Here is a 25,039-nt window from a genome sequence, read left to right on the forward strand (position 1 = left end):
TTCTGTTCATTCAGCAGGTCACACAGCCGACAACAAAAAAGCGCACAATGTGCGCTTTTTTGTTGTTCACTTCGCTTACTTCATTTGCTTACCTGGCTTGCATATTCGCCGATTTGAGCAATTTGATATTGCGCCATGGCTGCATGCTCTTGTCTCGTATAGGTGAACCTTCCAGCGGTGGTGGTGCAGGGCTGAAGCCTGCGGCTGGGCAGGAACCTGTGCTGGCATAGGTCAGCGCAGCAGACAGGCGTGATTCGCTTTGATTGCCCAGATCATGATTCAAGTCATCAGATACTTTGCACAAGGGTGAGAAACCATTCGTGAAGTCGCCCTGACCTGCTGCATTGACGCCAGCAAACTGAATCGCAAAGTAGGCTGTCTTACAGTTATTGGTCTGGACGAAGCCATAAGGCTTGCCGCAGGTAGTATCACCAATCAAAATGACTTGCATGAAAGGTTTCAGACCATTGATGATGGATTCGCTGGCTGAGCAGGTACCACTGCCAGTCAGGATGAACACCCGTGGCAGGTTCAGTTGCGGCAAGAAGCGGTTGTTGGTATCCGTGTCATAGAAGTAAGAAACATTATCTGCTGTCAGGTCGGTATGCTTGTCGTTGAACTGCAATTGTTCAAACACTTTATTAACAACCTTGGAACCGGCAATCATGGTCGATAATTCATTGGCGATATACAGGTAGCCACCGCCGTTGTAGCGCAGATCAAGTACCAGGTCATCAACACGTGCATTCTGGAACTTGCGCATCGCGGTTACCAGCGGTGCCTCTGCCGTGCGGATGTGGTCGGTGAAGACCATATAGCCTATCTTCTTGCCATTTACATTCAGTATCTGGTCTTGCAGTACGGGTGCTGTTGTGACGGTGGTGGATGTCATGCTCACCAGGCGGCTGCTTGGTGCATTGGTATCCTGCACCCTGAAACTATGGGTTTCAGCTTTTAGTGGGAACAGGGCATTGTATTGCGTATCATTCAGTGAGCCGCCCAGATCCGTGTTATCTACACTAACCAGTGTGGTGCCGCGTTTGAGTTGTGCAATGTCAGCAGGCGAGCCAGGCTGCACGTAGCGCACCCGTATCTTGCTGCCTTCACGCACCAGGCTATAGCCATAACTGACATCTTCACCAGACTGGAAATAATCATCGATGCTGCCCTGTGCATCAGTGAAGCTGAACCTGTCCTTGGATTTAACGATCAGTGCATCAAAATAACTGGCGGGTGTGCTGTAGTTGGCGGCAGGTACATTGACGATGTCGCGGTACCAAAGATAGACATCATCAAGGTGGGCACGTACCCAGCTCTTTTCGCCATTCGGTGTACAGATATTCGCCAGGCTGTCGGGTGAACCATAGATGCCTGTCGTACCAGGGACGATAAGTGAAGAGTTAATCGGGTTGCCACTGACACCGATGAGGTCACGGGCAGCCGAGGTGGAGGTGCTGGTGACTGCGGCGGCAATCGCCATGGTCTTGGTGATATTGTCATCCAGAGTCAGATAACTCAGGCCTTGTTGTACCGCAAAATAATTGGCGATATCAAGTTTGTTGTTCAGCAGACTGGTGACCCAGCCCCAGGTGGCGTCATTTGCGTATTCGCGGGCCGATACCAGGATAGCCCTGACCATGCTGCCCTTGGGCGTGCCGTTTTTGAGCTGGCTGGACCAGTAATCGATTTCTGCCGCATTTGGTGCAGTGGTGCCGGTACGGCCAAGCACGTTTTTATAAATGATGCGGATAAAGTCGTCATTGCTCATGCTGCTGGAATACCCGGTCAGGGCAGGAGACTGTAGTGCAACCAGGTAAAAACTTTCGGCAATCTGGGCTTCGGTCATGCCTGCCTGTACCTGGTCTATCCAGTAAGCCAGACCGTCGGCATCGGGCACGCGGTTAAAGAAGGCTACGTACAGGTCAATCAGATTGTTCAGGCTGGCAACAGAGAGTGCTGCAGCCTTGTCGCCTACGCGCAGATTGACGCGAAAATCACTGAATTGCAGAGTCGTCGCCGTTACAGGTGCAGTGACTGGTGCGGTACCGCCGAGGGTATCGACAATCACATAAGTGGACCCTTGCCTTGTAATGGTATAGTTTTGGCGCTTGCCAGTGAAACTCAGGACATCGGCGGCTGTTGCTGCCTGTATGACTGGAACTGGTGACAATGGTGGCACGGCGGCTGCCTGTTTGGCATCCTGGTTACTGCCGCCACCACAGGCAGCGAGGATCAGGCTCACTGCTGACAAGGCGAACAGATTTTTACTGCTAGGCTTAAAACGCAACATGGTGATTCCACTATCTGATGACGAACGTCGATTCTAGAAGAAATAGGTAGAATGTCAATTCGAATTGAAAAATTTTGTTAAAAACCTGCTTACCCCCACATCATATATTACTCCACATGGTTTTTACGTATGAAAACACGCTGCAATTGGGCTAACCCCTCTAACCCCCTGTACCTGCACTATCATGATCATGAATGGGGTGTGCCCTGTCACGATGAAGTGCGTCTGTTTGAAATGCTCAATCTTGAAGGCGCACAAGCCGGTCTCAGTTGGGAAACCATACTCAACAAGCGCGAAAATTATCGCCTTGCTTTTGACAATTGGGATGCCAAAAAAATCGCTGCCTATGATGATGAAAAAGTCGCTTCACTGCTGGCCAATGCCGGCATCGTCAGGAACCGTTTAAAAGTCGCTGCGGCCATCACCAATGCCAAGGCTTACCTGCGTTTGTGTGAAGAGCAAGGCAGCCTGGATGCTTATCTGTGGGCCTTTGTGAATGGCAAGCCCATCGTCAATAGCGGTGAACGTATTATTACGACAGATTTGTCGGACCGTATTTCCAAGGATTTGCTCAAGCGTGGCTTCAAATTTGTTGGCTCGACGATTATCTATGCGTATATGCAGGCAATAGGCATGGTGAATGACCATGCCGTTGACTGTGCCTGGCGCAAAATCAAAGGCAAGAAATGATGGATAGCTTGTGCAAGCTCAGTACGCAATACCCCGAAAAACTGATGGCATACTGATGGCATTTGTATAAGCAGACAAGCTCTGTTATCGTTTGGCATCTCGTAGAAATAGTGAAAAAAATGAAGCAAATTGTTCTCAAGCCAGTTTTCCTGGCAGCTTGCCTGACACTGACATTTGCCACTACTGTCGCCCATGCCGAAATTTATAAATGGGTCGATGCCAATGGCAAGGTGCATTATTCTGAAAAAAAGGATGAGGCAGGCAGAGCCAAAGTGGAAGAAGTGAAAGTGACTTCAGGAGAGGGGAGACCTTCCGCCGCGCCGAGCTGGCAGGAACAGGAGGCTGACTTTCGCAAGCGCCAGATAGAGAAACAGGCAAAACAAACCAAAGAACCCGCAGTAAAACCTAAAGAGCCCTCGCCATTTGTTCCAGGCAATCAGCCAGAAACCAATGAATCCCGTTGTGCCCTTGCCAAGGGTATTTTGAGCGGCAAGGTGATTCATGGTGGCAATATCAAAACCGACGCAAACGACAAGGCAATTGCCGAGAGGGATGTGAGTACCTATTGTCGTTAGGAATTCATGCAAATAAAAACACAAAAAGGCCATACAACTGAGTTTTCAGTTTTTGGCATGCAGTAATATTGATTGGAGAGGGAATATGGCGTCATCATGGGACGGACCAGGACCGAAACGCAAACTTGAAGACATGCACCGCTATAGTTGCTATCTGTACGGCCTGGTAACAATTTTTTTTGCGCTCGGCATATTCGCCACGGGAGGTCAGTCGATTCCACATATTGCGCTGTTTATCCTTACGGCGACTTTATCTTTTGCGCATTTCAAATTGAGCGCTGCGGTTGAGCAAGACAAGACATGGAGCCGCAGTGCATCCATGGCTTTGGCCTTTCCATTACTTTTGGGTTTTCCCATCGGCACTTACATGGGTGTCACTATCCTCATCAATGCCGTCAGGTATGAGCCTTAGTAAACACCGGCCTGAGGTCTGAGTTAGATGGAGCGCGATGGTCAGCCTGCAAGGCAATAATACTTATGCCTGCTTGATATTACTCGGCTGCTGCGCCAATGACTGTAAAGGTGACGGCGTTGTCGTTACAATATCCCGCAATTCTGGTGGCACGGCAACCCGCACAGGCTTGCTGTGCATATTGGTGGCTGACAAGACATTGCCCTGAACTTCCGGGCTGGCATTCCAGACCGGGTCGTCTATACTTTCAAAGACAGACTTCAATTGCTGGCCCCAGGTATTACGTATCATCTGAAAATACTGGTTCTTTTCATCTATCGTGACGAAATGGGTGATGGCCAGTTTATTGTCTTCATACACCAGCAAATCCAGCGGCAAACCAACAGACACATTAGAACGCAGGGTAGAGTCCATCGAGATCAGCGCACACTTGGCGGCCTCATCAAGCGGCGTTGCCGGGGTGACTACGCGGTCTATTATGGGTTTGCCATACTTCGCTTCACCAATCTGGAAGTAAGTGTTTTCATTGTGTGATTCGATGAAATTACCGGCAGAATAAATCTGGAACAAACGACAGCGCTCGCCCTTGATCTGGCCACCAAAGATCAGGCTCACATTAAAGTCTATGCCAAACTCAGACAGCGACTTGGCGTCGCGGTGATAGACAGTGCGCACGGCTTCACCCAATATGCGGGCTGCCTCATACATATTCGCCGCAGTCCAGATACTGTTGCCGTTGGCATCCACATGATCAGACACCAGTTGACGTATCGATTGTGAAATCGACAAGTTACCAGCTGTCATCAGCACCATGGTGCGGTCGCCAGGGTTCTCAAACACCGACATCTTGCGGAAGGTGCCTACCTGATCCACGCCTGCATTGGTGCGTGAGTCGGAGAGAAACACCAGCCCGGCGTCCAGGCGCATGCCAATACAGTAAGTCATAGTGCAGAGTTTTGATCCATAGAAACTAGAATTCTACCCGAAACCGGAGCATTGAAATACGCTTGTCACATTTGTATGCAATGCCTGTAACAATTGAACAGGGCCCAAATCATGGACACATTCGTGGACAATTCGTGGACACGCTCATGGTCGTATGCATGAACGTATTCATACCTTATCGCGGCGTTACCTGCACCGTTACACTCAAGGTTTCCAGCCCGCCGCCACGGCGCACGCCGCGTACCGGCGCTGCTGAATCATAATCGCGCCCTATGGCCAGGCGGCAATAAGAATCGGTCATCAAAACGGCATGCGTGGCATCCACGCTGACCCAGCCGCTATAGTCGGCATCTTCTACCCACACATCGACCCAGGCATGGCTGTCGGCATGGCCAGTGGATTCCGGGTCAATATAACCAGAAACGTAGCGTGCCGGTATGCCACGAGCATGGCAGCAGGCCAGCATGATGTGGGCATGGTCCTGGCAGACGCCTCGGCCCAGCAACAGGGCATCGCTGGCACTGGTTGTGACGATGGTTGCACCAGTCTGGTACTCGACTGCACCACGAATGTGCGTCGCCAGATTAAGCAGTGCAGCCGTGCTGGTCTTGCCGCTATCAGGCAAGTGCTTCTGCGCAAAGTCCATGATGGCTGGCACGGGTTCTGTCAGCCGTGTCGGCACGGTAAATACCAGGGGCGAAAAAGTATCCTGGTCGGTGATGCGGCCCTGGTAAGGCGTGCTCAGTTCAACCACTCCTTCGGCGATGATGGCAACCTCATGATGCTGGCCAGTAATGGTCAGGGTATGCGAAGGATTACCATAAGCATCAATGTAGGCATGGCGTTGCCCGGCCGTTTTGATCTGCCAGGAAATCGCATGCTGATGCAACTCGGCACGTGGTGTCAGGCGCAATTGCTGTATGGTGTAGGTCACCGGGGCCGAATAACGGTAGATGGTCTCGTGACGTATAAAAAGTTGCATGATATTTTTCTCAAGCCGCCAGCGGCACCAGGAAATCGCGGCTGACGCGGTTACCCAGATCAAAAATGTTTTCCAGGAAACGCGTCAGGTTGTCATGCAAACCTTCTGCCAATATCTCTTCGATGCGGGCAAATTGCAATTCTGCATGCAGCTTACCAGCAAAACGCTCAGTGTCTGCTGACACATCATTACGCACTTCCTTGAGGTTGGCTACGACTTCATCCATGCAGGCCAGCAGAGAGCGCGGCATGTCACCACGCAGCATCAGCAATTCTGCCACCCGCTCTGGCGTTATGACATCGCGATACACCTTGCGGTAAATTTCAAAACCGGATACTGAACGCAGCAGCGCTGCCCAATAATAGAAATCTCTTTGCAGACTGTCATTGCCGCGCCCACTTTCCTTGGCACCATGGAACTTCACATCCAGTATCCTTGCCGTATTGTCGGCACGTTCTATAAAGGTACCAAGGCGGATGAAATGTACCGCCTCGTCCTTGAGCATGGTGCCCAGTGTCACGCCACGTGACAGGTGAGAGCGATACTTGACCCATTCAAAAAACTGGCTGGGGTCGTTTTCCAGTATCGTGTCCGACAGCCTGTCCTGCATATCCAGCCAGGTCGCATTCTGGGTTTCCCATACCTCGGTCGTCAGCGTACCGCGCACGGCGCGGGCATTCTCACGCGCCTCCTTCAGACAGGACGCGATGGACGACGGGTTCATCGGGTCCCGGACCATGAAGTCCAGCACATCCTTTTTCGTCAGCAAACCATATTGATGGTCAAAGGCAGACTGCAATTCAGAGATGCCCAGCATGGCACGCCAGCCACGCTCAGCATCCTCAGCAGACTGTGGCAACATCGAAGTCTGGATGTTTACATCCAGCATACGGGCAGTATTTTCTGCGCGCTCGGTATAGCGCGCCATCCAGAACAAATGATCAGCGGTACGGCTCAGCATGGTATTTCTCCTGATTTAATTTTCTAATATCCAGGTATCTTTGGTCCCGCCACCCTGTGAAGAATTCACCACCAGCGAACCTTCCTGCAAGGCCACCCGCGTCAAGCCGCCAGGCACCATGGAGATCGTTTTGCCAGACAAGACAAAGGGGCGCAAATCAATATGGCGCGGGGCGATGCCGCTTTCAACAAAGGTGGGGCAGGCTGACAATGCCAGCGTAGGCTGGGCAATATAACCATCAGGCTTGGCCAGCAAACGCTGACGGAAATCTTCTATCTGTGCCTTGGTTGAAGCCGGACCCACCAGCATGCCGTAACCACCTGCACCATGTACTTCCTTGACCACCAGATCGTCCAGATTTGCCAGGGTATAAGACAGGTCATCTGGCTTGCGGCACTGGTAAGTTGGCACGTTATTCAATATCGGTTCTTCCGTCAGGTAAAACCTGATCATGTCCGGCACGAATGGGTAGATCGATTTATCATCCGCGACGCCCGTGCCTATCGCATTCGCCAGCGTTACGCGTCCAGCACGATACACCGACAGCAAGCCCGGCACACCCAGGGAAGAATCAGGCCGGAAAGCCAGCGGATCAAGAAAATCATCATCAATACGGCGGTAAATCACGTCCACCCGTTTTGGCCCACGCGTGGTGCGCATGAAGACCGCATTGTCATTGACAAACAAGTCCTTGCCTTCTACCAGCTCAACACCCATCTGCTGAGCGAGGAAGGCATGTTCGAAATAAGCCGAGTTATACATGCCCGGCGTCATGACTACCACGGTAGGGTTATCCACACCCATGGGCGCGACAGAGCGCAGGTTATCCAGCAACATGTCAGGATAATGATCAACCGGCGCAATCTTGTTACGTGCAAACAGCTCAGGAAAAAGCCGCATCATCATCTTGCGGTCTTCCAGCATGTAAGACACGCCAGACGGCACCCGCAAATTATCTTCCAGTACGTAGAATTCACCCTCGCCAGCCCGCACAATATCCACACCCGCAATATGGGCATAAATATCAGAAGCGACTGAAATACCCTGCATTTCAGGGCGATATTGGGCATTTTTATAGATTTGCTCGGCAGGGATGATGCCCGCCTTGATGATATTCTGGTCGTGATAAATATCATGAATAAACATGTTCAGCGCCTGCACCCGCTGCGCCAGGCCCTTTTGCAGCTGCGCCCATTCACCCGCATGAATAATGCGCGGGATAATGTCAAACGGGATCAGCCGCTCAGTACCCGCATCGTCGCCATACACCGCAAAGGTAATGCCCACCCGTCGAAAGCTCAGGTCAGCCTCGGCCCGCTTGCGTTTCAATCGTTCGGCAGGCTGTTGTGCCAGCCAGTTGCAAAACTCACGGTAATGTTCCCGCGTCAATTCTCCGCCCGCGCCACCATTTACAGCGGCATCATAGGCATGCATTTCATTGAAAAACTTGGCCATGTTCTAGTCTCGTGGTTACGGTTCCAATACAGCATATCAAGAAACGTGCCAGATAACACTGTGGCTAACCGTAGCGTGGTTTTTTTGTTGCGATCAAGCGGTGACGTTTGCATGTGTCTTGCTTTCGCACGCTGGTAAGCTGGTTTAGCTGACAATAGTACAATACTTATTTTTATCATGGTTCAACCTATATACTGGGACAACAAACATGGGAACATACATTAGCGTAAGAGGCTGGATCGCATGTCATGAAGAGAGTGTTCCTCAAATCAAGGAAGTCATTTCATCTTTCATTGCCAGAGCAGAGGACTACGGATTTGACGCTGAGCTTGCCGAAATGTATAACCAGGGATGGGTGATTCCAGATACGCATATCAATTGGACGCATTATATTTTTTACGGTGCGGATATCCGCATTCAGCGTCTAGGCTACATACGAGATCAATTAAAAACGCTGTCGAAAGAAATAAAATATTCAGAAGACGAGATAAGTATCAATCTGACAGGGATATTTCACGCAGACCATGAAGATGGGACTGAGAGCTATGTCTGGAAATTAGCTGATGGTGAGTTTCATGAGGAAAAACAAATAATTGCACTGTCGCCTTATGGCGATCCTAGTTGAAAGAGCGGAGATATTTACCTGTCCAGATATTTCATCGCGACTACAAATACTGGGCTCAATTAAGAAAATCACATTCAAATTCTTGCGTCTTTAAATAATATGACTAATCAAAAGTGCCTTGATTTTATTAAATGGTTTGATGATGTGTTAAATGATAAACCTGCAATGCTAGGCTCAGTTTCGGACATTTCAGCAATGCTTTATGTCGTGGATAACATAAAGCATATATTGTTGTTTGATGAGAGATTGCCGCAGCAATTGTCTTGGAATGAATTTCTGGTTGATAGAAAATTAGTTCAAGATATGAAGCCAATCCCGGTTGAAGAGAATTGGGATCTTGAAAGCTTCGTTAAACTAAGACATCAATATTTGAAATGGATAGAAGATTGGCGTGCTGAAAGTCGGTAAATATAGTGTACATGCCTGATGCATATTGCTGGCCAGAGTACTGGTCGATACGATAGATAGCTCTGGCAGCCAGAATTCTAATCAGGCTGCCAAAGCCAAAATGGCAAACCAGATTCAGAAACTATGCTCCAGCGCCGGGAAAGATTTATCCTTTACCGCTGCCACATAAGCCTGTACCGCGGCATCAATACTGGTCTGGCCTTCCATGAAGTTTTTCACGAAGCGGGCTTTGCGGCCAGGGAACACGCCCAGCAGGTCGTGCATGACGAGTACCTGGCCTGAGCAATCGACGCCTGCGCCTATGCCTATGGTGGGGATGTGCAGGGAATCTGTGACGTCCTTGCCCAGGCTGGCAGGTATCGCTTCCAGCACCAGCAACGTTGCACCGGCTTCCTGTACGGCCAGGGCTTCAGCTTTGAGCAGGTTGGCGGAGGCGTCGGTCTTGCCTTGTACCTTGTAGCCACCTAGCTGATGCACGGATTGTGGTGTCAGCCCCAGGTGGGCGCAGACCGGTATCGCGCGTTCTGTCAGGAACTTGATGGTCGGTGCCAGCCAGTGGCCGCCTTCGAGCTTGACCATCTGTGCGCCCGCCTGCATCAGTTGCACGGCGTTGTTGAAAGCGGCTTCCGGTGTCGCATACGTGCCAAAGGGCATGTCGGCCACGACCAGTGCCTTCTGGTTACCGCGTGCTACTGCCGCAGTGTGATAGGCCACATCTTGCAGTGTCACTGGCAGGGTGGAGTCATGTCCCTGGCATACCATGCCAAGGGAATCACCGATGAGCAAAATCTCGACGCCGCAACGGTCCATGAGGGAAGCGAAGCTGGCATCGTACGCGGTGAGCATGGTGATTTTTTCACCCTTTTCACGCATTGCGATCAAGCCAGGAATGCTTACTGCTTTACGGTCTTGCAAATATTCAGCCATTCTTTTTCTCCAGAGGTGATGCTGTCATTTGGTTTTTTTTGACAGCGATTTTGTCTCCACCTACATCCTCAAATTTATTTTTTGTATTCTTTATTGTGCTTGCTTCTTGAATTCTATTGCTGTTGATCGACCAGGCCGGGTGTCGTCCCGGCGGCCGAAATACTTTCTTTGCTTCGCCAAAGAAAGTATTCAAAGAAAGGCGACCGCAGACTCGCTCCCTGCGGGAGTACCCATTTATGCAGCGCAAAAAATGGGAAATGTCCGCAACTCGCTTTGCTCAAACATCGGCCATTTCTTATCCATTTTCTGCGCTACACAAATGGCTTCGTCCCAAGCGGATGAAGGTCAAAAACAACAGCAGCGTCAAAAGCAACTGCAAATTCAAAAGCAACTGCAAATTCAAAAGCAACTACAAATTCAAAAGCAACTACAAATTCAAAAGCAACATCAAAAGTAGAACATGGATTGATTTACCATTTGTCCAGTTTTGATCTACTTATTGTTTTAACTTCTAAAGATAAAATAAACTGCGCCCACTAAACACAAGCCTGCCCACACATAATCAAGCTTGAATGGCTGGCCCATATAAAACATGGCAAAGGGCACGAAGACGATCAGGGTCAGGGCTTCCTGTAATATCTTTAGCTGGGCCAGACTGTAGGCAGTGTAGCCTATTCTGTTGGCGGGCACTTGCAGCAGGTATTCGAACAGGGCGATGCCCCAGCTGATAAAGGCGGCTACCCACCAGGCTTTGCTGGACAGGCTTTTCAGATGGCCATACCAGGCTACCGTCATGAAGACGTTGGAGAGTATCAGCAAGCCTGTGGTTTGCACAATGATGGGGATTTGCATAGGGCCTCGCTTATCGCCTGGTCAGGCGTTCAGGTAATGGGTAATTCTTGTATGCGTTGCTTAGCCACCGCGGCGACATAGTCTTGTGCGCGGCCTTTGCCGGGGATGTTGATATCGGCAGACAGTAGCAGCAGGGGCAGCAGCACAAAAGCGCGTTCTGTCATGCGCGGATGGGGGATTTGCAAGTCGGTCGTATTGATTTCTTCATCGCCATACAAGAGCAAATCCAGGTCCAGGGTACGTGGTGCATTGCGGTAGGGGCGCTCGCGGCCGTGCGCCAGTTCTATGGCTTGAAGGTGTTGCAGCAAGTCGGCGGCACTCAGGCTGGTCGAGAGTTCAGCGACTGCATTGACGTAATCGTCACCGCTAGAATCTATGGGTGCACTGCCAAACAGGGCAGACCGCGCCACGAGAGTGGTGTCTGGCAATTGCGCCAGCGCGGCGATCGCTTTGCTGACGGTGGCCGCGGCGTCACCGAGGTTGGCACCTATGCCGATAAAAACCTGCAAATTTACTTGCATGCTCATTCGGCTGCAGCGGCTGCTTTGCGTGGGGCGCGGCGGCGGGGCTTGCGTTTTTTTGCGCCAGCTTCGGCTGTCTTGGGTTTGCTGTTGATCAGTTGCTCACGTTCAGCGCTGTCGCCTTCCATGAAGTCTGTCCACCATTCACCGATTTCTTCATCGATCTCGCCCGAGGCGCAACGCAGCAGCAAGAAGTCATAACCTGCGCGCAGGCGCGGATGTTCGAGCACTTTGTAGGGGGTTTTGCCTGCGCGTTTTTCAAAGCGGGGTTGCATGGCCCAGATGTCGCGCATGTCGGAGCCTATCTTGCGTTGTATCGCCAGGGCATCGGTTTGTGTATTCAAGACATCATCGGCTGCCAGGTGCAGGGCAGGGATGGGGAATTCGCCAGCGGCTTTATAGGCTTCCCATTTTTCCACGACCTGGTGCCATAACAGGGATGCAAACAAAAAGCCTGGTGAAACTGGCTTGCCTTGTTGTACGCGTGCATCGGTATTGGCCAGCGCCAGGGTGACAAATTTTTCGCCCAGGGGTTGCTCCAGCACCACGTCCAGCAAGGGCATCAGGCCATGGTGCAGACCTTCTTTGCGCAGTTGCTGCAGGCATGCCATGGCATGGCCGCTAGTCAGCAGCTTAAGAGTTTCATCAAAGACGCGCGCTGCAGGCACATTGTTGATCAGCGGCGCCATGACCGCGATGGGTGCGCGGGTGGCGGCATCTATCGTGAAGTTCAGTTTTGCGGCAAAGCGCACTACGCGTAGCATGCGTACCGGGTCTTCGCGGTAACGGGCTTCTGGCACGCCGATGATGCGCAGGGTTTTCTTTTTGATGTCTTTCATGCCGCCGTGATAGTCGAGCACTATCTGGGATGCCGGGTCGTAGTACATGGCATTCACGGTAAAGTCGCGGCGGGCGGCATCTTCATATTGTTCGCCAAAGGTATTGTCGCGCAGCACGCGGCCATGTTCATCCTTGGGCGCACCATCGGTTGCAGACCCGCGGAAGGTGGTCACTTCAAGCAAGTCCTGCCCAAACATGACATGCACGATCTGGAAGCGGCGGCCTATGATAAAGGCGCGGCGGAACAGGCGCTTGACCTGTTCAGGCGTGGCATTGGTGGCAATGTCGAAGTCCTTGGGTTTGACACCCGTCAGCAAGTCGCGCACTGCACCACCGACGACAAAGGCCTTGAAGCCATTCTCTTGCAGGGTCTGGGTGATGCGTATGGCATTCGCGGACACCATTTGCGGGTCTATGCCATGGTCTTTATGATTCAGCACAGTTGGCTTTTGGTTGGCGCTGGCGGCATCGCTCTTGTTTTTTACGCCCAGTATTTTGCGAATAAATTTCTTGATCATTGCTTGTCAAACAGGTGAAGTTGAGGCCAACCTTTTGCCAGTGCATGGGCACTTAATTTGGCATTGGGATTGGTTGCGACAGGATGGCTGACGCGTTCCAGCAGCGGTATATCATTTTGCGAATCGCTGTAAAAATAACTATGGTGAAAGTCGCTAAGCTGCCTCAGCGGTGTCACGTCTTGCTTTACCAGCCAGTCTTGCAGATGTACGACCTTGCCAGGGCCTGAGCTGGGCACACCCAGCAGCTTGCCGGTGATGTTGCCTGCAGCATCCAGCTCAGGTTCTGCCGCCATCAAATGCTGTACACCCAGCGCAACGGCGATGGGGGCTGTTACAAAACGGTTGGTGGCAGTGATGATGGCGATCAGGTCGTCCTGGTCCTGGTGCTTCTTGATCAGGTCGTAGGCAGCAGGCAACAGCGCAGGATTGATGACTTCCTGCATGAATTGTTGGTGTAAGTCATCCAGTTTGGTACGCGGGAATTGCGCCAGTGTACCAAGCGCAAATTCCAGGTACTCAACCGGGTCCAGCGTGCCAGCCTGGTATTGCGTAAAAAACTCTGCATTGCGGCGGGCAAATTCGTCGGCATCAACAGCACCGACGCGACACAGGAACTGGCCCCATTCAAAATCAGAATCGATGGGGATCAGGGTGTGGTCAAGATCAAATAAGGCGATATTGCGCATACTATTCTGTCGTGTTTTCAGGGTCCTGCTGTTGCTGCAACATCAGTTCGCGCAGCAGAGGCAGGGTGATGGGGCGCTTGGTCACCAAAGAATAATGGTCCAGCTGGTCGAGGATATTGCTTAGCGTACTCATATCACGACGGTAATGGGTAATCAGATAGGGTAACACGCCGGGGGATATCTGTATGCCGCGCGCCTGGGCCGCTTTTTCCAGAGCAGCTATCTTGTCTTCGTCAGTCAGGCCATGTACCTGGTAGATCAGGCCCCAGCCAAAGCGGGTGCGCAAGTCGTCACGTACATTCAAAATCATCGGCGGGCGGTTGCCTGCGCCAATCAAAAAACCGCCACGTGCACGTGCTTCATTGAACAGATTGAAGGCGGCAATCTGGTTCAGCGGCGACAATTGGTCGCAATCGTCGAGCAGGTAGAGGCTGACACCGTCAGTAAAGTCAAAGGCAGATTCTGGCGCGTCAGCCGGGATATAGCGGGCGGTGGTATCTGCTGCCAGTGCATGCAGCAAATGCGTCTTGCCCGCCCCTGGCTCACCCCAGATATACACAGAGCGCTCGCCATACTGACTGGTAATGCGCTGGTCAAACATGCCCAGCAATTGTGCCAGCTCAGCATTTTGCCCCACCACAAAGGTGGCGAGGGACGGCAGCTTTTGCGCGTCCAGGTCGAGTAATAATTGCCTCATGTCTGGCTATAAAAAGGACTGTTCAGGTAAGACGTGCGTATATGTTTGACGGCGACCGAGATAACGGCGGATGCTGGCAGCGCAATCAGGATGCCGATAAAACCAAATAACTCTCCGAATGCCATCAAGGCGAAAATCACCGTCAACGGGTGCAGGCCTATACGCTCGCCCACCAGGCGTGGTGTCAGGTAAAACGATTCTACAACCTGGCCTATGCCGTAGATGATGGCGACCGATATCAGGCCACTAAATCCATCAAATTGCAGAATAGCACCGATCACTGCCAATACCAGTCCCAATCCAAAACCCAGGTAAGGGATGAACACCAAAAAGCCAGTGATAATGCCCACTGGCAAAGCCAGGTCAAAGCGGGCAATGCTCAGTGCCACCGAGTAATACACAGCCAGCACGATCATCACCAGGATTTGCCCGCGCAGATATTGCGCCAGGATATCATCGACTTCTTCAACCGCATGGGCCACGTTATTGACAAAGCGGCGCGGGATAAAGTGGCTCAGGCGCTTGATCAGTGAATGCCAGTCCATCAACAGATAAAACAAGACGATAGGGATTAGCAACAAATTGGCAACCATGCCCAGAACGGCAGTACCACCGACACGGACAGAATTGAGCACGGCCTTGCCTATGGCTTCGCCACTGGTGGATATTTGCTCCGTCAGCAAAGACTTGATGCCATTGCTGTCGAGACGTACCTTGATACCAAATTCATTGAGCAGGGGCGACAGTATTTCATCGAGCTTATTAAAGAAGCGCGGTATCTGATCTTGTAATTGAGGCAATTCTTTTTGCAAAATAGGGATCATGATCAGTAACATCGCCAGCACAGCAGCTATCAAAATCACAATGACCAGGGTGGCAGCAACCGAGCGCGGCAGGCCAAATTTCTTGATACGCAGGGCGCACAGCTTATCGACCCAGGGTGTCAGCACATAAGACAATATGCTGGCGACGATAAAAGGCATCAGCACCGGGCCCAGCAGCGACAGCAAGCTCAGTAGCGCAATTGCCACGGCCAGCCACAGCATGGATTGTTTTTGCTCCGACGTAAAAGAAAATGGCATGTTTTTGGCTAAATAGTAGTCAAGAAGTTATCGAATTTGCTGCCTGGCCCAAAATACAGCGTATTTGCGGTCAATATACGCGGTCAATTTGTTAAAATAGCGGTTTTGCCGGACTTTTCTGGCAATTTCTCTATTTTACCGCCTCCTGCCCCTATTGCCGAATATCATGAGCACTTCTACCCCTGTTTCTCTCTCTTACGCCGACGCTGGTGTCGATATGGTTGCCGGCGATGCGCTGGTTGATGCCATCAAACCCTTTGCCAAGCGCACCATGCGCGAAGGTGTCATGGCGGGCATAGGCGGTTTTGGCGCCATGTTTGAAGTCAGCAAAAAATACAAGGAACCTGTCCTGGTCTCCGGCACCGATGGCGTCGGCACCAAGTTGAAACTGGCTTTCCACCTCAACAAACATGACACCGTTGGTATCGACCTGGTCGCCATGAGTGTCAATGACATCCTGGTACAAGGCGCAGAGCCGCTGTTCTTCCTCGACTATTTTGCCTGCGGCAAGCTTGATGTTGCCACGGCAACTGATGTCATCAAGGGCGTGGCCTTTGGTTGCGAACAGGCTGGTTGCGCCCTGATTGGTGGCGAAACTGCTGAAATGCCATCCATGTATCCCGATGGCGAATACGACCTGGCTGGCTTTGCTGTCGGCGCGGTCGAAAAATCCAAAATTATTGATGGCAGCAAGATACAACCTGGCGACGTCATTCTCGGCCTGGCATCGTCTGGCATCCACTCCAATGGTTTCTCGCTGGTGCGCAAGATCATCGAAGTCGCAAAGCCAGACCTGAATGCTGATTTTCATGGCCGCAGCCTCGGTGACGCCCTGATGGCACCAACCCGTATCTACGTCAAACCTTTACTGGCATTGATGGAATCCCTGGAAGTCAAAGGCATGGCCCACATCACTGGTGGCGGCCTGGTGGAAAACGTCCCGCGTGTATTGGGCGACAAACTGACCGCTGTCCTGCATAAAGACGCATGGACACTGCCACCCCTGTTCACCTGGCTGCAGCAACACGGCGGCGTGGCAGATGCAGAAATGCACCGCGTCTTCAACTGCGGTATAGGCATGGTGGTCATCGTTGCTGCTGAACTGGCTGATGCAGCCCTGGCACAACTGACTGCTGCTGGTGAAACAGTCTATAAAATCGGTGAAATCCGTGCCCGTGAAGGTGATGAGCATCAGACTATCGTTGTTTGATGGCGCGAGTCTGAGCCGGGTGAGTTGATTCAGCCGCTTTGAGAATGTACAAAAACCCAGTCATGTTTGACTGGGTTTTTTTATTTGTTCGTTCATTATGGGTATTTGACCTTGCCCGACGCTGAGCCTCTGGGCATGTCTTAACGCACCGATTTCAATATAGGCATGTCGGAGCAGGCATAGCCATATCATTCATATCCTTGCTTGTTAAAACAGCTTAGCGCGCATTGTGCTCACTGTTAGAATTCTCAGGCAGTCCAGGCATACTTCAGCGTTGCTTCATTTAAGCGTACACGGCGAATTAATGCGCTTTATTGCCTGGGCTTGCACCTTCTTTGCCATTTGCCTTGGCGTGGCTTCACGGGCGTAACTTGGCACACTTGCATCTGGCAAGCTGACATGGGCCGCGCGTCATGGTGAATTTCAAAAAATCCTCACTACGTCTCAATTGATGGTGGCAAATAATAATCATTTATCTTTATTGCCAAATAATAATCCTGTATATTTGCTTGCAAATTCCCCGTAAGACCTCCCTCCAGAAAGGATACCTGTATGCACCATGCATTGCGTAGTTCTTTGTTTCTGCTGGCTTTGATTGGTGGCCAGGCTGTTGCCTCGACGAGTCATTCTTTGGGTATAGAGCGCAAGCAGTATGGCGAGTCGATTGCCTATGACATGAATGCAGCAGGGCAGGTGGCTGCCGTCATCAAGGAAAAAGACGGCACACCTCACGCCGTGTTCTTTGAAAAGGGTAAGCTCGTCAAGCTGGAGTTGCCGGGCGAAACCGAGAGCGAAGCCAAGCGCATCAATGACAAGGGTGAGATCGTCGGTTCTTCAAAAAAAGGGGAAATATGGCGCGCATTCATTCGCACCCGCGATCATGGCACCCACGACCTGGGCACCCTGGGTGGCCCGAATAGTTATGGTGCTGCACTCAATCAGACTGGCCAGGCTGCTGGGTTCTCTGATACACCTGAACGTGACTGGCATGCCTTTCTATATACCCCAGGTGAACCACTGAAAGACCTGGGTACCCTGGGTGGCAGGGTTAGTTATGCGAGCGGCATCAACAACCAGGGGCAGGTAGTTGGTTCTTCCATGATCACCGATGGCACGCGCCGGGCATTCCTCTATGATGCTGCCAGCGGCATGAGGGACCTGGGCACTTTGGGTGGCCGCACCAGTTCAGCAACGGCTATCAACGACCATGGCATCGTCGTGGGCGCTTCGGAAATGAAAGACCGCCGCTGGCATGCCTTCATGCACGATGGCAAGCAGATGATAGACCTCGGTGCCAAAATCGGCTTTGGCGACAGCTTTGCCACCGGCATCAATAACGAAGGCCATGTCGTTGGCGTAGTTGATACTGCAGACTTGCGCCTTTCCTTTATCTGGCGCGACAATAAAATGACGCTGCACGCGGCCGGTAAAAGCCTGTACCTGACCAATGCCATCAACGATGGTGGCCAGGTCATAGGCGCAAGTTATGACCGTGGCCTGTATGCCGCTACCATGCCTTCGAATGCCATTCCTTTCGTGGATATGGGTGGCAATAAAATCCTCGGTTTTAATGTAGTCATGCTATTGCTGGCCCTGACTATCGCGATTTTCCGCAAGCGCCTGAAGGGCTTGTTTTTTGAGAGCAAATTGTTTTTCAGAACCTGATGCTCTTTAATTACCGGGCCTGACTAAAATATGTAATACTCTTATGGCAAGTATTTTTGTGCTTATCAGGGGCGGCACATCGTGGCAATGAAGCGTCAAAATCCTGGTAAATTTCATGACAATTTCATCTATCCATCAAACGTATGCAAGCCAGATACAAATTCATCTTCATCTTGACCGCAGCTTTGAGCACAGGCCTTTCATTTCCAGCATATGGCAGGGCTGTACCAGCGCGTAGTGCCGAATATAGTAAGTGCATGGAAAAATCAGAGGGGGTAGATCCAGCCATGCTTGATTGCACCTCTGCTGAATACGGCCGTGTCGATAAACGTCTCAATAATGCCTATAAAAAATTGATGGGTAAACTGAAGGCAGAGCGAAAAAAGGAGTTACAGGAAGTGCAGCGTTTGTGGCTGAAATTCACAGATGCCAATTGTCAATTCTATTATGATCCTGACGGTGGTACATCTGCCAGATTAAGCTCGAATGAATGCAGTGTAACTGCCAGAATATTGAGAGCTGAAGAGCTTGAGATGCTCACGCCAGACCAGTGAACTATGGCAGTCTGTACAGTGTTAAGACTACAGAGTAAGCATAACAGGCTGCCTGCTCACATCACCATGGTGCGGATAGCAAACCTGTCCGCACTGTGAAATGCTGAGTTTATCAAAAGCAGTACATGTCCCTGATCCAAATTTCGTACCAGGCACCTGTGAACGGATGGCTGGCGCTGACACTCACTCTTGATGGCAAGCCCATTGAGATTGATGCTTCAGATGTTCCCAATAATCCTGTTGAAGAACTTGCTGCCGCTATTCAAAGCGCGGCGAGTGGCCTTGATGCGTCCGTTTGGTGGAACCTTGAGCCAGCCGGATACTTCATGTACTTTGAGCGAGTTTTGGCAGAGGTGAGGCTGAGGATAGAATATGCTGGTGACGGCAAGCGCAGCCATGCGAAAGAAGTCGCTATCATTCAGGGAAGTAATGCCCAGATATTGAAACCCTTCTGGCGATTCCTGCGCGAGTTTCAATCACATTCTTATGGTGAACCGCACTGGCCTGATGTGGATTATGAGCGCATCCAGGAAATCAAAACTTTATTGGAAAGTAATTGAACGTACATGACACCATGACTACGCCGGACGATCATTGGGAGGAAAGACTGGCGGCTCTGTGGGCAGAATTTGACGCGACAGAAGCACAAACCTTCATCGCCCGCATGGATGCACTGGCTGCAAAGTTGCCACCTGATGCCGCTGTTGGACTATTTGAACGCGGCGGCGCACGCGATACTTGCGGTTTTACTGAACTGGCAATTCCCCTGTATAAAGCTGCTCTCGAAAATGGCCTGACAGGTTTGCGACGCCGCCGGGCAAATATACAAATGGCCAGCTCCATCCGTCACCTGGGTGATCCGCAAACTGCGGCTGACTTGTTGTTTGCAGAAATGCAGCAAGGCAGTGATGAACTCGACAGTGCAGTGCGCGGCTTTCTGGCCCTGGCGCTGACTGATCTTGGGCGCGAACGCGAGGCACTTACGCTTAGCCTGACAGCGCTGGCAGAATATTTGCCGCGCTACAATCGTTCGCTGGCACGGTATGCTCAGGGGCTGGCAAAAAATACGGACGTTGCCTGATATCAGAGAAATTTTTAAATAACATGCCGACGAATAAATTAAAAACCTTGCTCGCAAGCTTGCTACTTGGCACTGCCTGCATCACTGTCTGCATCACCGCCTTTGCCGATACCAGGCTCAAAATCATCACGCAAACCGGGGCGCTGGCTTTTACTGTGGATGATGACTGGGCTGTACTGAACATGCAATCCAAACTGCCAGTGGCTGCCGCAGTTTTCCAGTTACCCAATCCGGCGGACAGGCAAACGGCTGATTCGACCAATCTCATATTGAAATTTTATGATCTCATTACTGACGCAGGGCGCACTGCCTATGATGTGCCGGTAAAACAGTATGGTAGTAGCTCACCCAAGACAGAAAATCTTGATGCATGGACTATATTCCGTCAGGAAGCCTTGCAAGGCGCGACGCGCTATACCATCCTTGATGCCAGGAGAGACCAGGTCGCAGATTCAGCAAACATAGCTGTGACGGCACGTTTAGCCTGGCCTCATCTGAAAAGCAATGCAAAAAAATATGATGCGCTGATGGAAGCCAGGTTTCGTAAATTTCTTCATTCTGTGCAAAGTGAATTGGGACCGTATAAACAGCAAGAAAATGAAGTCATAAGAAGGCCTGCGCAATAAGAACTTAAGCTCACATGAAGAGACAATAAGGAAGCGAATCTGAGATTGTTCTCCTTATTTTGTAATGCCAAATAATTGACTGTCATCGCGTCTCTGGGTTTTACAGCGGAAACATCTGAGCAGCAACCTGTTCCCAGCTATTGCGCGGCCCGTGAGCAGGCACTTGCTGCATACAAAAAGTCACATCAGAGTCAGGCCTGATCAGCATATAGGCAGTCAGTTGGCGTTGCAGTTCTGCTGCGCTGATATCTGTCATTCCACCATAAGATTGCAATAGCGCCTGGATCAGCAAGGGATTGCCTTGCGCCATGAAGATCATCGGTGTCAGGAGTTCAAACCTGTCGCTATTGCCGACGATGGCATCGCCAAAATCCAGCAGGCCTGTGAGCCTCCATTGACCCTGTTCCTGCTTTGCCATCAGGTTCCAAGGATGGATATCCATATGGATAAATCGCAAGTCACCTGCTTTGGTAAAGTCTCCCGCGGCCTCGATATAGGGCATGACTTGCGCCAGCAACGTTTCCGGCATTTTCCTGCGCTGGTGCCTGGGCATGCAATCGTTAATCAGGTTCTTTATATAGGTTGGCCAATCGACCTTGATGGCGATATTCGTATCAAACTTCACACTGCCTAGCTCACGCACGAGCTGGCCAGTCTGCAGCATGATGGATCGCTTTTGTTCGATATCCAGCGATGGCCAGATGTCCGCAAGCAAGGTGCCTTGCAAGCGGCTGAAGATCACAAATACCCAGTGATCGATTTCACCGCTGGCGATGAGCCCGGGTGTCTGCAATGACAACTTGCCTTCCAGCAGAGGTGCCACCAGAATTTCTTTGTCACCCTGACGCCGCCAGTTCGGTGGCACGAGTTTGACTATCACGCCCTCACCCAATCCAAACAAGGCATTCGCACCCAGGGGGATTTTCTCCCAAGGTTCAGCAGGCAGGTCGAATGCCTGTTGCAGGTACTTCAACACAGGCATCCAGGCTGTTAAAGGCGTATTAGCTATGAAGTCGTTACAGGCAGGATTGTCGAGATTTTGTGGCAGGCAATTGAGGATAGTGTTCATTGAACTTCATGCGAAGAAAGCGATTAGTAGTGAAGATACTGGTGCGAGTCGCATGGGGTGAATATGGCTGCATCCGCCAGCAATATAACCTGCATACATGTCTTATGCAATTTTAAGAAATCCTTTACCATGGGTTCTTAAAGGCAGTGGCTGCGATGGTGAGTATTTTGATGACCCCCACGATGTTAAAGGATGTTCATGCAAACAATGACAGAACTTGATTTTTTCTCAAAGACGATCACCGGTGTGGTGCAAAGAAGAGAGTATTCTGAACTTGAAGTAATAATGCGGGATGTTTTGCTTCAGGAAAACAAGATCATACTTTTAGCTGCATTGTCTGATCGTTTGACCAGTACTGTTTTTGTAGCATTTTTTCTATGCGGCTTGCCGAATTTACTCAAAATGCCGCTTGATGAGTACAGACATTTATATCAATTGTCAAAGGGGCGTGACATTGCAATTTATCAAATAACGCGATTTCTGATAATTCATGCCGGAGCACGGAAGCAAGTGTTGCAAAGCTTATGTTCAGAGTACAGCGAGATACAAAGCATCGATCAATTTAAGTCTTATCTTGAAGAGGTTAAGCCATTGCCACCCAATGAAAAGAAGATGTGTGAATTAACTTACCGGGATTATAAAATTTCTGCTGAAAATATTTTGAGGCTCCAGGAAAAATTTGCTACATGTGGGGGGGGGGAGCCTTGGCTACGAATTAAAAATTTAGCGCGCGTATGATTATGCTGCGCTACCAGTGCCTATGCGGGCTTTCGAAGCCTCTTCGAGATTAGGATCTATCATAGAAAATCAGACATCCTCAATGATTGGTACTTAAGATTTCAACTACACAGATTATCTGCCCATTCCGATATGGCCACATGAGGTAAATCCGGGAAGGCATCTCGTTCCCAAGTCCACGCCTTATTATGTTCAAGGCTGGTAACAATTTCAGAAAGCAGTAGCAAACATCCAAACCCATTCTCGACCAGGCAACCTGAGCTTGTAGTACCAAGGGCTGCTGCAAGCGTAAGAAAAAATTGCCGTGCCTGGTTGCTATCCCGATAGTGCAGAAGGATTGTACATTCGCATTGCAAAAGCAACTGTTTGTAATTTTCTGATGGGCGTTCCCATTGGCTTAATTCTTCAATCTCATCACGATCGTTTCCTTGATACTCGATGAGCACGTAAGATGGGCCCTTGCCACGTTGTGCGGAGAATTCATAAGGGAAATCATCAGGAAGGCGATCAATTTCCAGTGACAGGCTATTGACCAAATTTGCAAGAATCAGCTCTTTATCTACACTTGATGGGAAAAAGACAGTTATCTGTTTAGCTGCCAATTTAAATCCTTGTTTCAGCAATTATTGGAGTTAATGGGCAGCACAATGCCAAGCTGTTCTTAACTCAAGCGCCTGTGCCTGACCAGCACCTGTTCCTGCGCCTTGAAATGCGCGGCGAGTTTTTCCACCATATACACTGAGCGATGCTGACCACCGGTGCAGCCTATGGCGACCGTCAGGTAGCTGCGGTTGTCGCGTTTGAAGGCTGGCAGCCATTTGGTGATGAATTGCTCGATGTCGGCAAACATGTCATCTACCATCGGCTGTTCTTTGAGGAACTGGATCACGGGTTCATTGCGGCCTGTCAGCGGGCGCATGATGGGGTCGTAATGGGGGTTGGGCAGCATGCGGACGTCGAAGACAAAGTCGGCATCCAGCGGCACGCCTATCTTGAAGGCGAAGGATTCAAACATCAGCGTCAGCGGGGTGTGGCCTATTTCGATGACGTCCTTGACCCAGGTGCGCAATTTGTTGGCACTAAGATCGCTGGTGTCAATGACGTGGGCGACCAGTTGTATGCCTGAGAGGATTTCGCGTTCTTCTTGTATGCATTCAGTCAGGCTGAGTCTGTCGCCGGGCTCTTTGTCGAGACCAAGCCGGTGTGACAGCGGGTGGCTGCGGCGGGTTTCTGAAAAACGGGCGACCAGGGATTCTGTGCTGGCGGTCAGGAACAGGACTTTGACGTCGTGCCCTTCTGCGCGCAGTGTGCGTATGGAGTCTGGTAAATGCGTGAGTTGATTCGCGCTGCGGCTGTCGATGGCGATGGCCGCTGACGGCACGCCTTCTTTGATGAGCGTATTGACCAGATCAGCCAGCAAACTGGGCGGCAGGTTATCGACGCAATAGTAGCCTGCATCTTCAACCACATTCAGGGCTACCGATTTGCCGGAGCCGGAGATACCAGAGATAAGCAGGATTTCCATAGCGGATATCGTAGTAGGTAATTAGAGGCTGTTTTAAAATTAAGATGGCTAGGCGTCGCCGACGCAGGCAGTACTTTAGTACCGGGTATAACATTAAGGAGGCGCAACAACGCCAGGTTAATTTTACAACAGCCTCTTAGTCGCCGTTTTCCATGGCGCGGCGCTGCCGTTCCATGAAGTCTTCCAGCGTATTAATACCACGTAATTGCAGGATGGTGTTACGCACAGCAGCTTCCAGAAGTACCGCGATATTGCGGCCTGCAGCAACCGGGATCACGACTTTTCTGATAGGCAGGCCCAGCACTTCTTCAGTCTGCGAATCTATCGGCAGGCGCTCGTAATTTTCTTCTAAGGTGCTGCGGCGTACCAGATGCACGATGAGTTTCAGACGCATCTTGCGGCGCACTGCGGTTTCACCAAAGATGGTCTTGATATCGAGCAGGCCCAGGCCGCGTACTTCCAGCAGGTTTTGCAGCAGCTCGTGGCAGCGGCCTTCTATCATATTCGGGGCAATGCGCGAAAATTCGACAGCATCATCGGCCACCAGGCCGTGGCTGCGTGAAATCAATTCCAGCCCGAGCTCGCTCTTGCCCAGGCCGGATTCACCAGTGATCAACACACCTACACCCAGCACGTCCATGAAGACGCCATGCATGGTAATTTTTTGTGCGAGTTTTTTCGACAGATACACGCGCAAATAATCAATAACTTGAGCGGAAGGATAGGGCGTAGAAAACAGCGGGATATTATTGTCGTCGCAAGTCGTCAGAAATGCCGGCGGTGACTCCAGACCCTGTGCCACGATCAGGGCAGGTGGTGCACCAGCGACCAGTTCACGCATGAGGTTATTGCGCGAAGCATTTGACAGGCGGTTGTAATACGATAGTTCCTGATGCCCCAGTACCTGTATGCGGCCAGGGTGGATCAGGTTCAAATGCCCGACCTGGTCGGCAGAAGACGCAGCGTCGCCTGTGATCTGCTTGTCGGCACCAGCAAAACCCGCAAACCAGCCCAGTTGCATGGTGTCGCGGTTATCGTCGTAGATTTTTTGTACCGTGAGTTCTGTCAATGATGGCATGGCTATGTGGGTCGAATCTGACGATGT

General features: G+C 50.9%; 29 protein-coding genes. 13 read left to right on the forward strand and 16 right to left on the reverse strand.

The genetic code is table 11. The features are described 5' to 3' along the window. Positions 1 to 88: 88 nt before the first annotated feature. Positions 89 to 2,290 (reverse strand): DUF4214 domain-containing protein, encoded by a 2,202-nt coding sequence (locus tag ACO0LN_RS21385; RefSeq protein WP_422977252.1) that lies wholly within the window; start codon positions 2,288 to 2,290, stop codon positions 89 to 91. A gap of 129 nt (positions 2,291 to 2,419) precedes the next feature. On the opposite strand from ACO0LN_RS21385, the gene ACO0LN_RS21390 reads away from it, so the two are divergent. From ACO0LN_RS21390 to ACO0LN_RS21400, 3 genes are all read left to right on the forward strand, one after another. Next, positions 2,420 to 2,980: a DNA-3-methyladenine glycosylase I gene (locus tag ACO0LN_RS21390; RefSeq protein ID WP_422977254.1), complete on the forward strand. Its 561-nt coding sequence runs from the start codon at positions 2,420 to 2,422 to the stop codon at positions 2,978 to 2,980. Between the two features lie 119 nt (positions 2,981 to 3,099). Next, complete coding sequence (locus ACO0LN_RS21395) at positions 3,100 to 3,555, forward strand: DUF4124 domain-containing protein (RefSeq protein ID WP_422977256.1); 456 nt, start codon at positions 3,100 to 3,102, stop codon at positions 3,553 to 3,555. A gap of 85 nt (positions 3,556 to 3,640) precedes the next feature. Next, the gene (locus ACO0LN_RS21400; protein ID WP_422977258.1) at positions 3,641 to 3,967 is read left to right on the forward strand and encodes a hypothetical protein; all 327 of its coding nucleotides are present in this window, start codon (positions 3,641 to 3,643) and stop codon (positions 3,965 to 3,967) included. Between the two features lie 63 nt (positions 3,968 to 4,030). On the opposite strand, the gene ACO0LN_RS21405 is transcribed toward ACO0LN_RS21400, so the two are convergent. The 4 genes from ACO0LN_RS21405 to ACO0LN_RS21420 all read right to left on the reverse strand — a co-directional run bounded on the left by ACO0LN_RS21405 (position 4,031) and on the right by ACO0LN_RS21420 (position 8,310). After that, entirely contained in the window at positions 4,031 to 4,912 is an 882-nt protein-coding gene (locus ACO0LN_RS21405; RefSeq protein WP_422977260.1) for a peptidase, read from the reverse strand. Between the two features lie 175 nt (positions 4,913 to 5,087). After that, a complete protein-coding gene (locus ACO0LN_RS21410; protein WP_422977262.1) occupies positions 5,088 to 5,894 on the reverse strand; it encodes a transglutaminase family protein in 807 nt (268 codons plus the stop codon). Between the two features lie 10 nt (positions 5,895 to 5,904). Further along, a complete protein-coding gene (locus tag ACO0LN_RS21415) occupies positions 5,905 to 6,855 on the reverse strand; it encodes an alpha-E domain-containing protein (RefSeq protein ID WP_162039722.1) in 951 nt (316 codons plus the stop codon). A gap of 15 nt (positions 6,856 to 6,870) precedes the next feature. After that, on the reverse strand, positions 6,871 to 8,310 hold the full coding sequence (locus tag ACO0LN_RS21420) for a circularly permuted type 2 ATP-grasp protein (RefSeq protein ID WP_422977265.1): 1,440 nt from the start codon (positions 8,308 to 8,310) through the stop codon (positions 6,871 to 6,873). Positions 8,311 to 8,518: 208 nt separating this feature from the next. Between ACO0LN_RS21420 and ACO0LN_RS21425 the strand changes: the two genes are divergently transcribed. Beyond that, positions 8,519 to 8,935 (forward strand): hypothetical protein, encoded by a 417-nt coding sequence (locus tag ACO0LN_RS21425; protein WP_422977267.1) that lies wholly within the window; start codon positions 8,519 to 8,521, stop codon positions 8,933 to 8,935. A 99-nt stretch (positions 8,936 to 9,034) separates the two neighbouring features. Further along, complete coding sequence (locus ACO0LN_RS21430; protein ID WP_422977269.1) at positions 9,035 to 9,343, forward strand: hypothetical protein; 309 nt, start codon at positions 9,035 to 9,037, stop codon at positions 9,341 to 9,343. A 114-nt stretch (positions 9,344 to 9,457) separates the two neighbouring features. Here the strand turns inward: ACO0LN_RS21430 and panB are convergent, their stop codons facing one another. Continuing rightward, positions 9,458 to 10,270 carry a 3-methyl-2-oxobutanoate hydroxymethyltransferase gene (gene panB / locus ACO0LN_RS21435; protein ID WP_422977271.1) on the reverse strand — a complete coding sequence of 271 codons (813 nt, stop codon included), beginning with the start codon at positions 10,268 to 10,270 and terminating at the stop codon, positions 9,458 to 9,460. Positions 10,271 to 10,376: 106 nt separating this feature from the next. Here panB and ACO0LN_RS21440 point away from each other — a divergent pair, with 106 nt between their 5' ends. Beyond that, a complete protein-coding gene (locus ACO0LN_RS21440) occupies positions 10,377 to 10,727 on the forward strand; it encodes a hypothetical protein (RefSeq protein ID WP_422977273.1) in 351 nt (116 codons plus the stop codon). A gap of 47 nt (positions 10,728 to 10,774) precedes the next feature. Here the strand turns inward: ACO0LN_RS21440 and ACO0LN_RS21445 are convergent, their stop codons facing one another. The 6 genes from ACO0LN_RS21445 to ACO0LN_RS21470 are packed head-to-tail and all read right to left on the reverse strand — an operon-like array spanning position 10,775 to position 15,466. After that, positions 10,775 to 11,122 (reverse strand): DMT family protein, encoded by a 348-nt coding sequence (locus ACO0LN_RS21445; RefSeq protein WP_162057561.1) that lies wholly within the window; start codon positions 11,120 to 11,122, stop codon positions 10,775 to 10,777. A 29-nt stretch (positions 11,123 to 11,151) separates the two neighbouring features. Continuing rightward, entirely contained in the window at positions 11,152 to 11,649 is a 498-nt protein-coding gene (folK, locus tag ACO0LN_RS21450; RefSeq protein ID WP_422977275.1) for a 2-amino-4-hydroxy-6-hydroxymethyldihydropteridine diphosphokinase, read from the reverse strand. After that, complete coding sequence (gene pcnB / locus ACO0LN_RS21455) at positions 11,646 to 13,001, reverse strand: polynucleotide adenylyltransferase PcnB (protein WP_422977277.1); 1,356 nt, start codon at positions 12,999 to 13,001, stop codon at positions 11,646 to 11,648. The genes folK and pcnB overlap by 4 nt, the downstream gene beginning before the upstream one ends. Further along, the gene (locus tag ACO0LN_RS21460; RefSeq protein WP_422977279.1) at positions 12,998 to 13,687 is read right to left on the reverse strand and encodes an HAD family hydrolase; all 690 of its coding nucleotides are present in this window, start codon (positions 13,685 to 13,687) and stop codon (positions 12,998 to 13,000) included. Before ACO0LN_RS21460 ends, pcnB begins: the two co-directional genes overlap by 4 nt. Position 13,688: 1 nt before the next feature. Then, positions 13,689 to 14,384, reverse strand: a complete 696-nt coding sequence (gene hda, locus ACO0LN_RS21465; RefSeq protein WP_422977281.1) for a DnaA regulatory inactivator Hda — start codon at positions 14,382 to 14,384, stop codon at positions 13,689 to 13,691. After that, positions 14,381 to 15,466: an AI-2E family transporter gene (locus ACO0LN_RS21470; RefSeq protein WP_422977283.1), complete on the reverse strand. Its 1,086-nt coding sequence runs from the start codon at positions 15,464 to 15,466 to the stop codon at positions 14,381 to 14,383. Before ACO0LN_RS21470 ends, hda begins: the two co-directional genes overlap by 4 nt. Positions 15,467 to 15,632: 166 nt before the next feature. Here ACO0LN_RS21470 and purM point away from each other — a divergent pair, with 166 nt between their 5' ends. From purM to ACO0LN_RS21500, 6 genes are all read left to right on the forward strand, one after another. After that, complete coding sequence (gene purM, locus ACO0LN_RS21475) at positions 15,633 to 16,676, forward strand: phosphoribosylformylglycinamidine cyclo-ligase (protein WP_422977285.1); 1,044 nt, start codon at positions 15,633 to 15,635, stop codon at positions 16,674 to 16,676. Between the two features lie 552 nt (positions 16,677 to 17,228). Further along, positions 17,229 to 18,341 carry an HAF repeat-containing protein gene (locus ACO0LN_RS21480; protein WP_422977286.1) on the forward strand — a complete coding sequence of 371 codons (1,113 nt, stop codon included), beginning with the start codon at positions 17,229 to 17,231 and terminating at the stop codon, positions 18,339 to 18,341. 257 nt (positions 18,342 to 18,598) lie between these two features. Then, a complete protein-coding gene (locus ACO0LN_RS21485; protein ID WP_422977288.1) occupies positions 18,599 to 18,895 on the forward strand; it encodes a lysozyme inhibitor LprI family protein in 297 nt (98 codons plus the stop codon). A 125-nt stretch (positions 18,896 to 19,020) separates the two neighbouring features. Then, on the forward strand, positions 19,021 to 19,455 hold the full coding sequence (locus tag ACO0LN_RS21490; RefSeq protein WP_422977290.1) for a hypothetical protein: 435 nt from the start codon (positions 19,021 to 19,023) through the stop codon (positions 19,453 to 19,455). Then, the gene (locus ACO0LN_RS21495) at positions 19,452 to 19,976 is read left to right on the forward strand and encodes a tetratricopeptide repeat protein (protein WP_422977292.1); all 525 of its coding nucleotides are present in this window, start codon (positions 19,452 to 19,454) and stop codon (positions 19,974 to 19,976) included. Before ACO0LN_RS21490 ends, ACO0LN_RS21495 begins: the two co-directional genes overlap by 4 nt. A gap of 23 nt (positions 19,977 to 19,999) precedes the next feature. Beyond that, entirely contained in the window at positions 20,000 to 20,602 is a 603-nt protein-coding gene (locus tag ACO0LN_RS21500; protein ID WP_422977294.1) for a hypothetical protein, read from the forward strand. A 100-nt stretch (positions 20,603 to 20,702) separates the two neighbouring features. Here the strand turns inward: ACO0LN_RS21500 and ACO0LN_RS21505 are convergent, their stop codons facing one another. Beyond that, positions 20,703 to 21,671 carry a phosphotransferase gene (locus tag ACO0LN_RS21505; protein ID WP_422977296.1) on the reverse strand — a complete coding sequence of 323 codons (969 nt, stop codon included), beginning with the start codon at positions 21,669 to 21,671 and terminating at the stop codon, positions 20,703 to 20,705. Between the two features lie 198 nt (positions 21,672 to 21,869). Between ACO0LN_RS21505 and ACO0LN_RS21510 the strand changes: the two genes are divergently transcribed. Further along, the gene (locus tag ACO0LN_RS21510) at positions 21,870 to 22,409 is read left to right on the forward strand and encodes a hypothetical protein (RefSeq protein WP_422977298.1); all 540 of its coding nucleotides are present in this window, start codon (positions 21,870 to 21,872) and stop codon (positions 22,407 to 22,409) included. 101 nt (positions 22,410 to 22,510) lie between these two features. Here ACO0LN_RS21510 and ACO0LN_RS21515 read toward each other — a convergent pair whose 3' ends face one another. The 3 genes from ACO0LN_RS21515 to hprK all read right to left on the reverse strand — a co-directional run bounded on the left by ACO0LN_RS21515 (position 22,511) and on the right by hprK (position 25,012). Next, a complete protein-coding gene (locus tag ACO0LN_RS21515) occupies positions 22,511 to 23,011 on the reverse strand; it encodes a hypothetical protein (RefSeq protein WP_422977300.1) in 501 nt (166 codons plus the stop codon). A 59-nt stretch (positions 23,012 to 23,070) separates the two neighbouring features. Beyond that, positions 23,071 to 23,934, reverse strand: a complete 864-nt coding sequence (rapZ, locus tag ACO0LN_RS21520; RefSeq protein ID WP_422977302.1) for an RNase adapter RapZ — start codon at positions 23,932 to 23,934, stop codon at positions 23,071 to 23,073. Positions 23,935 to 24,070: 136 nt separating this feature from the next. Next, a complete protein-coding gene (gene hprK, locus ACO0LN_RS21525) occupies positions 24,071 to 25,012 on the reverse strand; it encodes an HPr(Ser) kinase/phosphatase (RefSeq protein ID WP_422954109.1) in 942 nt (313 codons plus the stop codon). Positions 25,013 to 25,039: the final 27 nt, after the last annotated feature.

Origin of the sequence: Undibacterium sp. TC9W (assembly GCF_049339865.1) — a bacterium.
Lineage (GTDB): Bacteria > Pseudomonadota > Gammaproteobacteria > Burkholderiales > Burkholderiaceae_D > Undibacterium.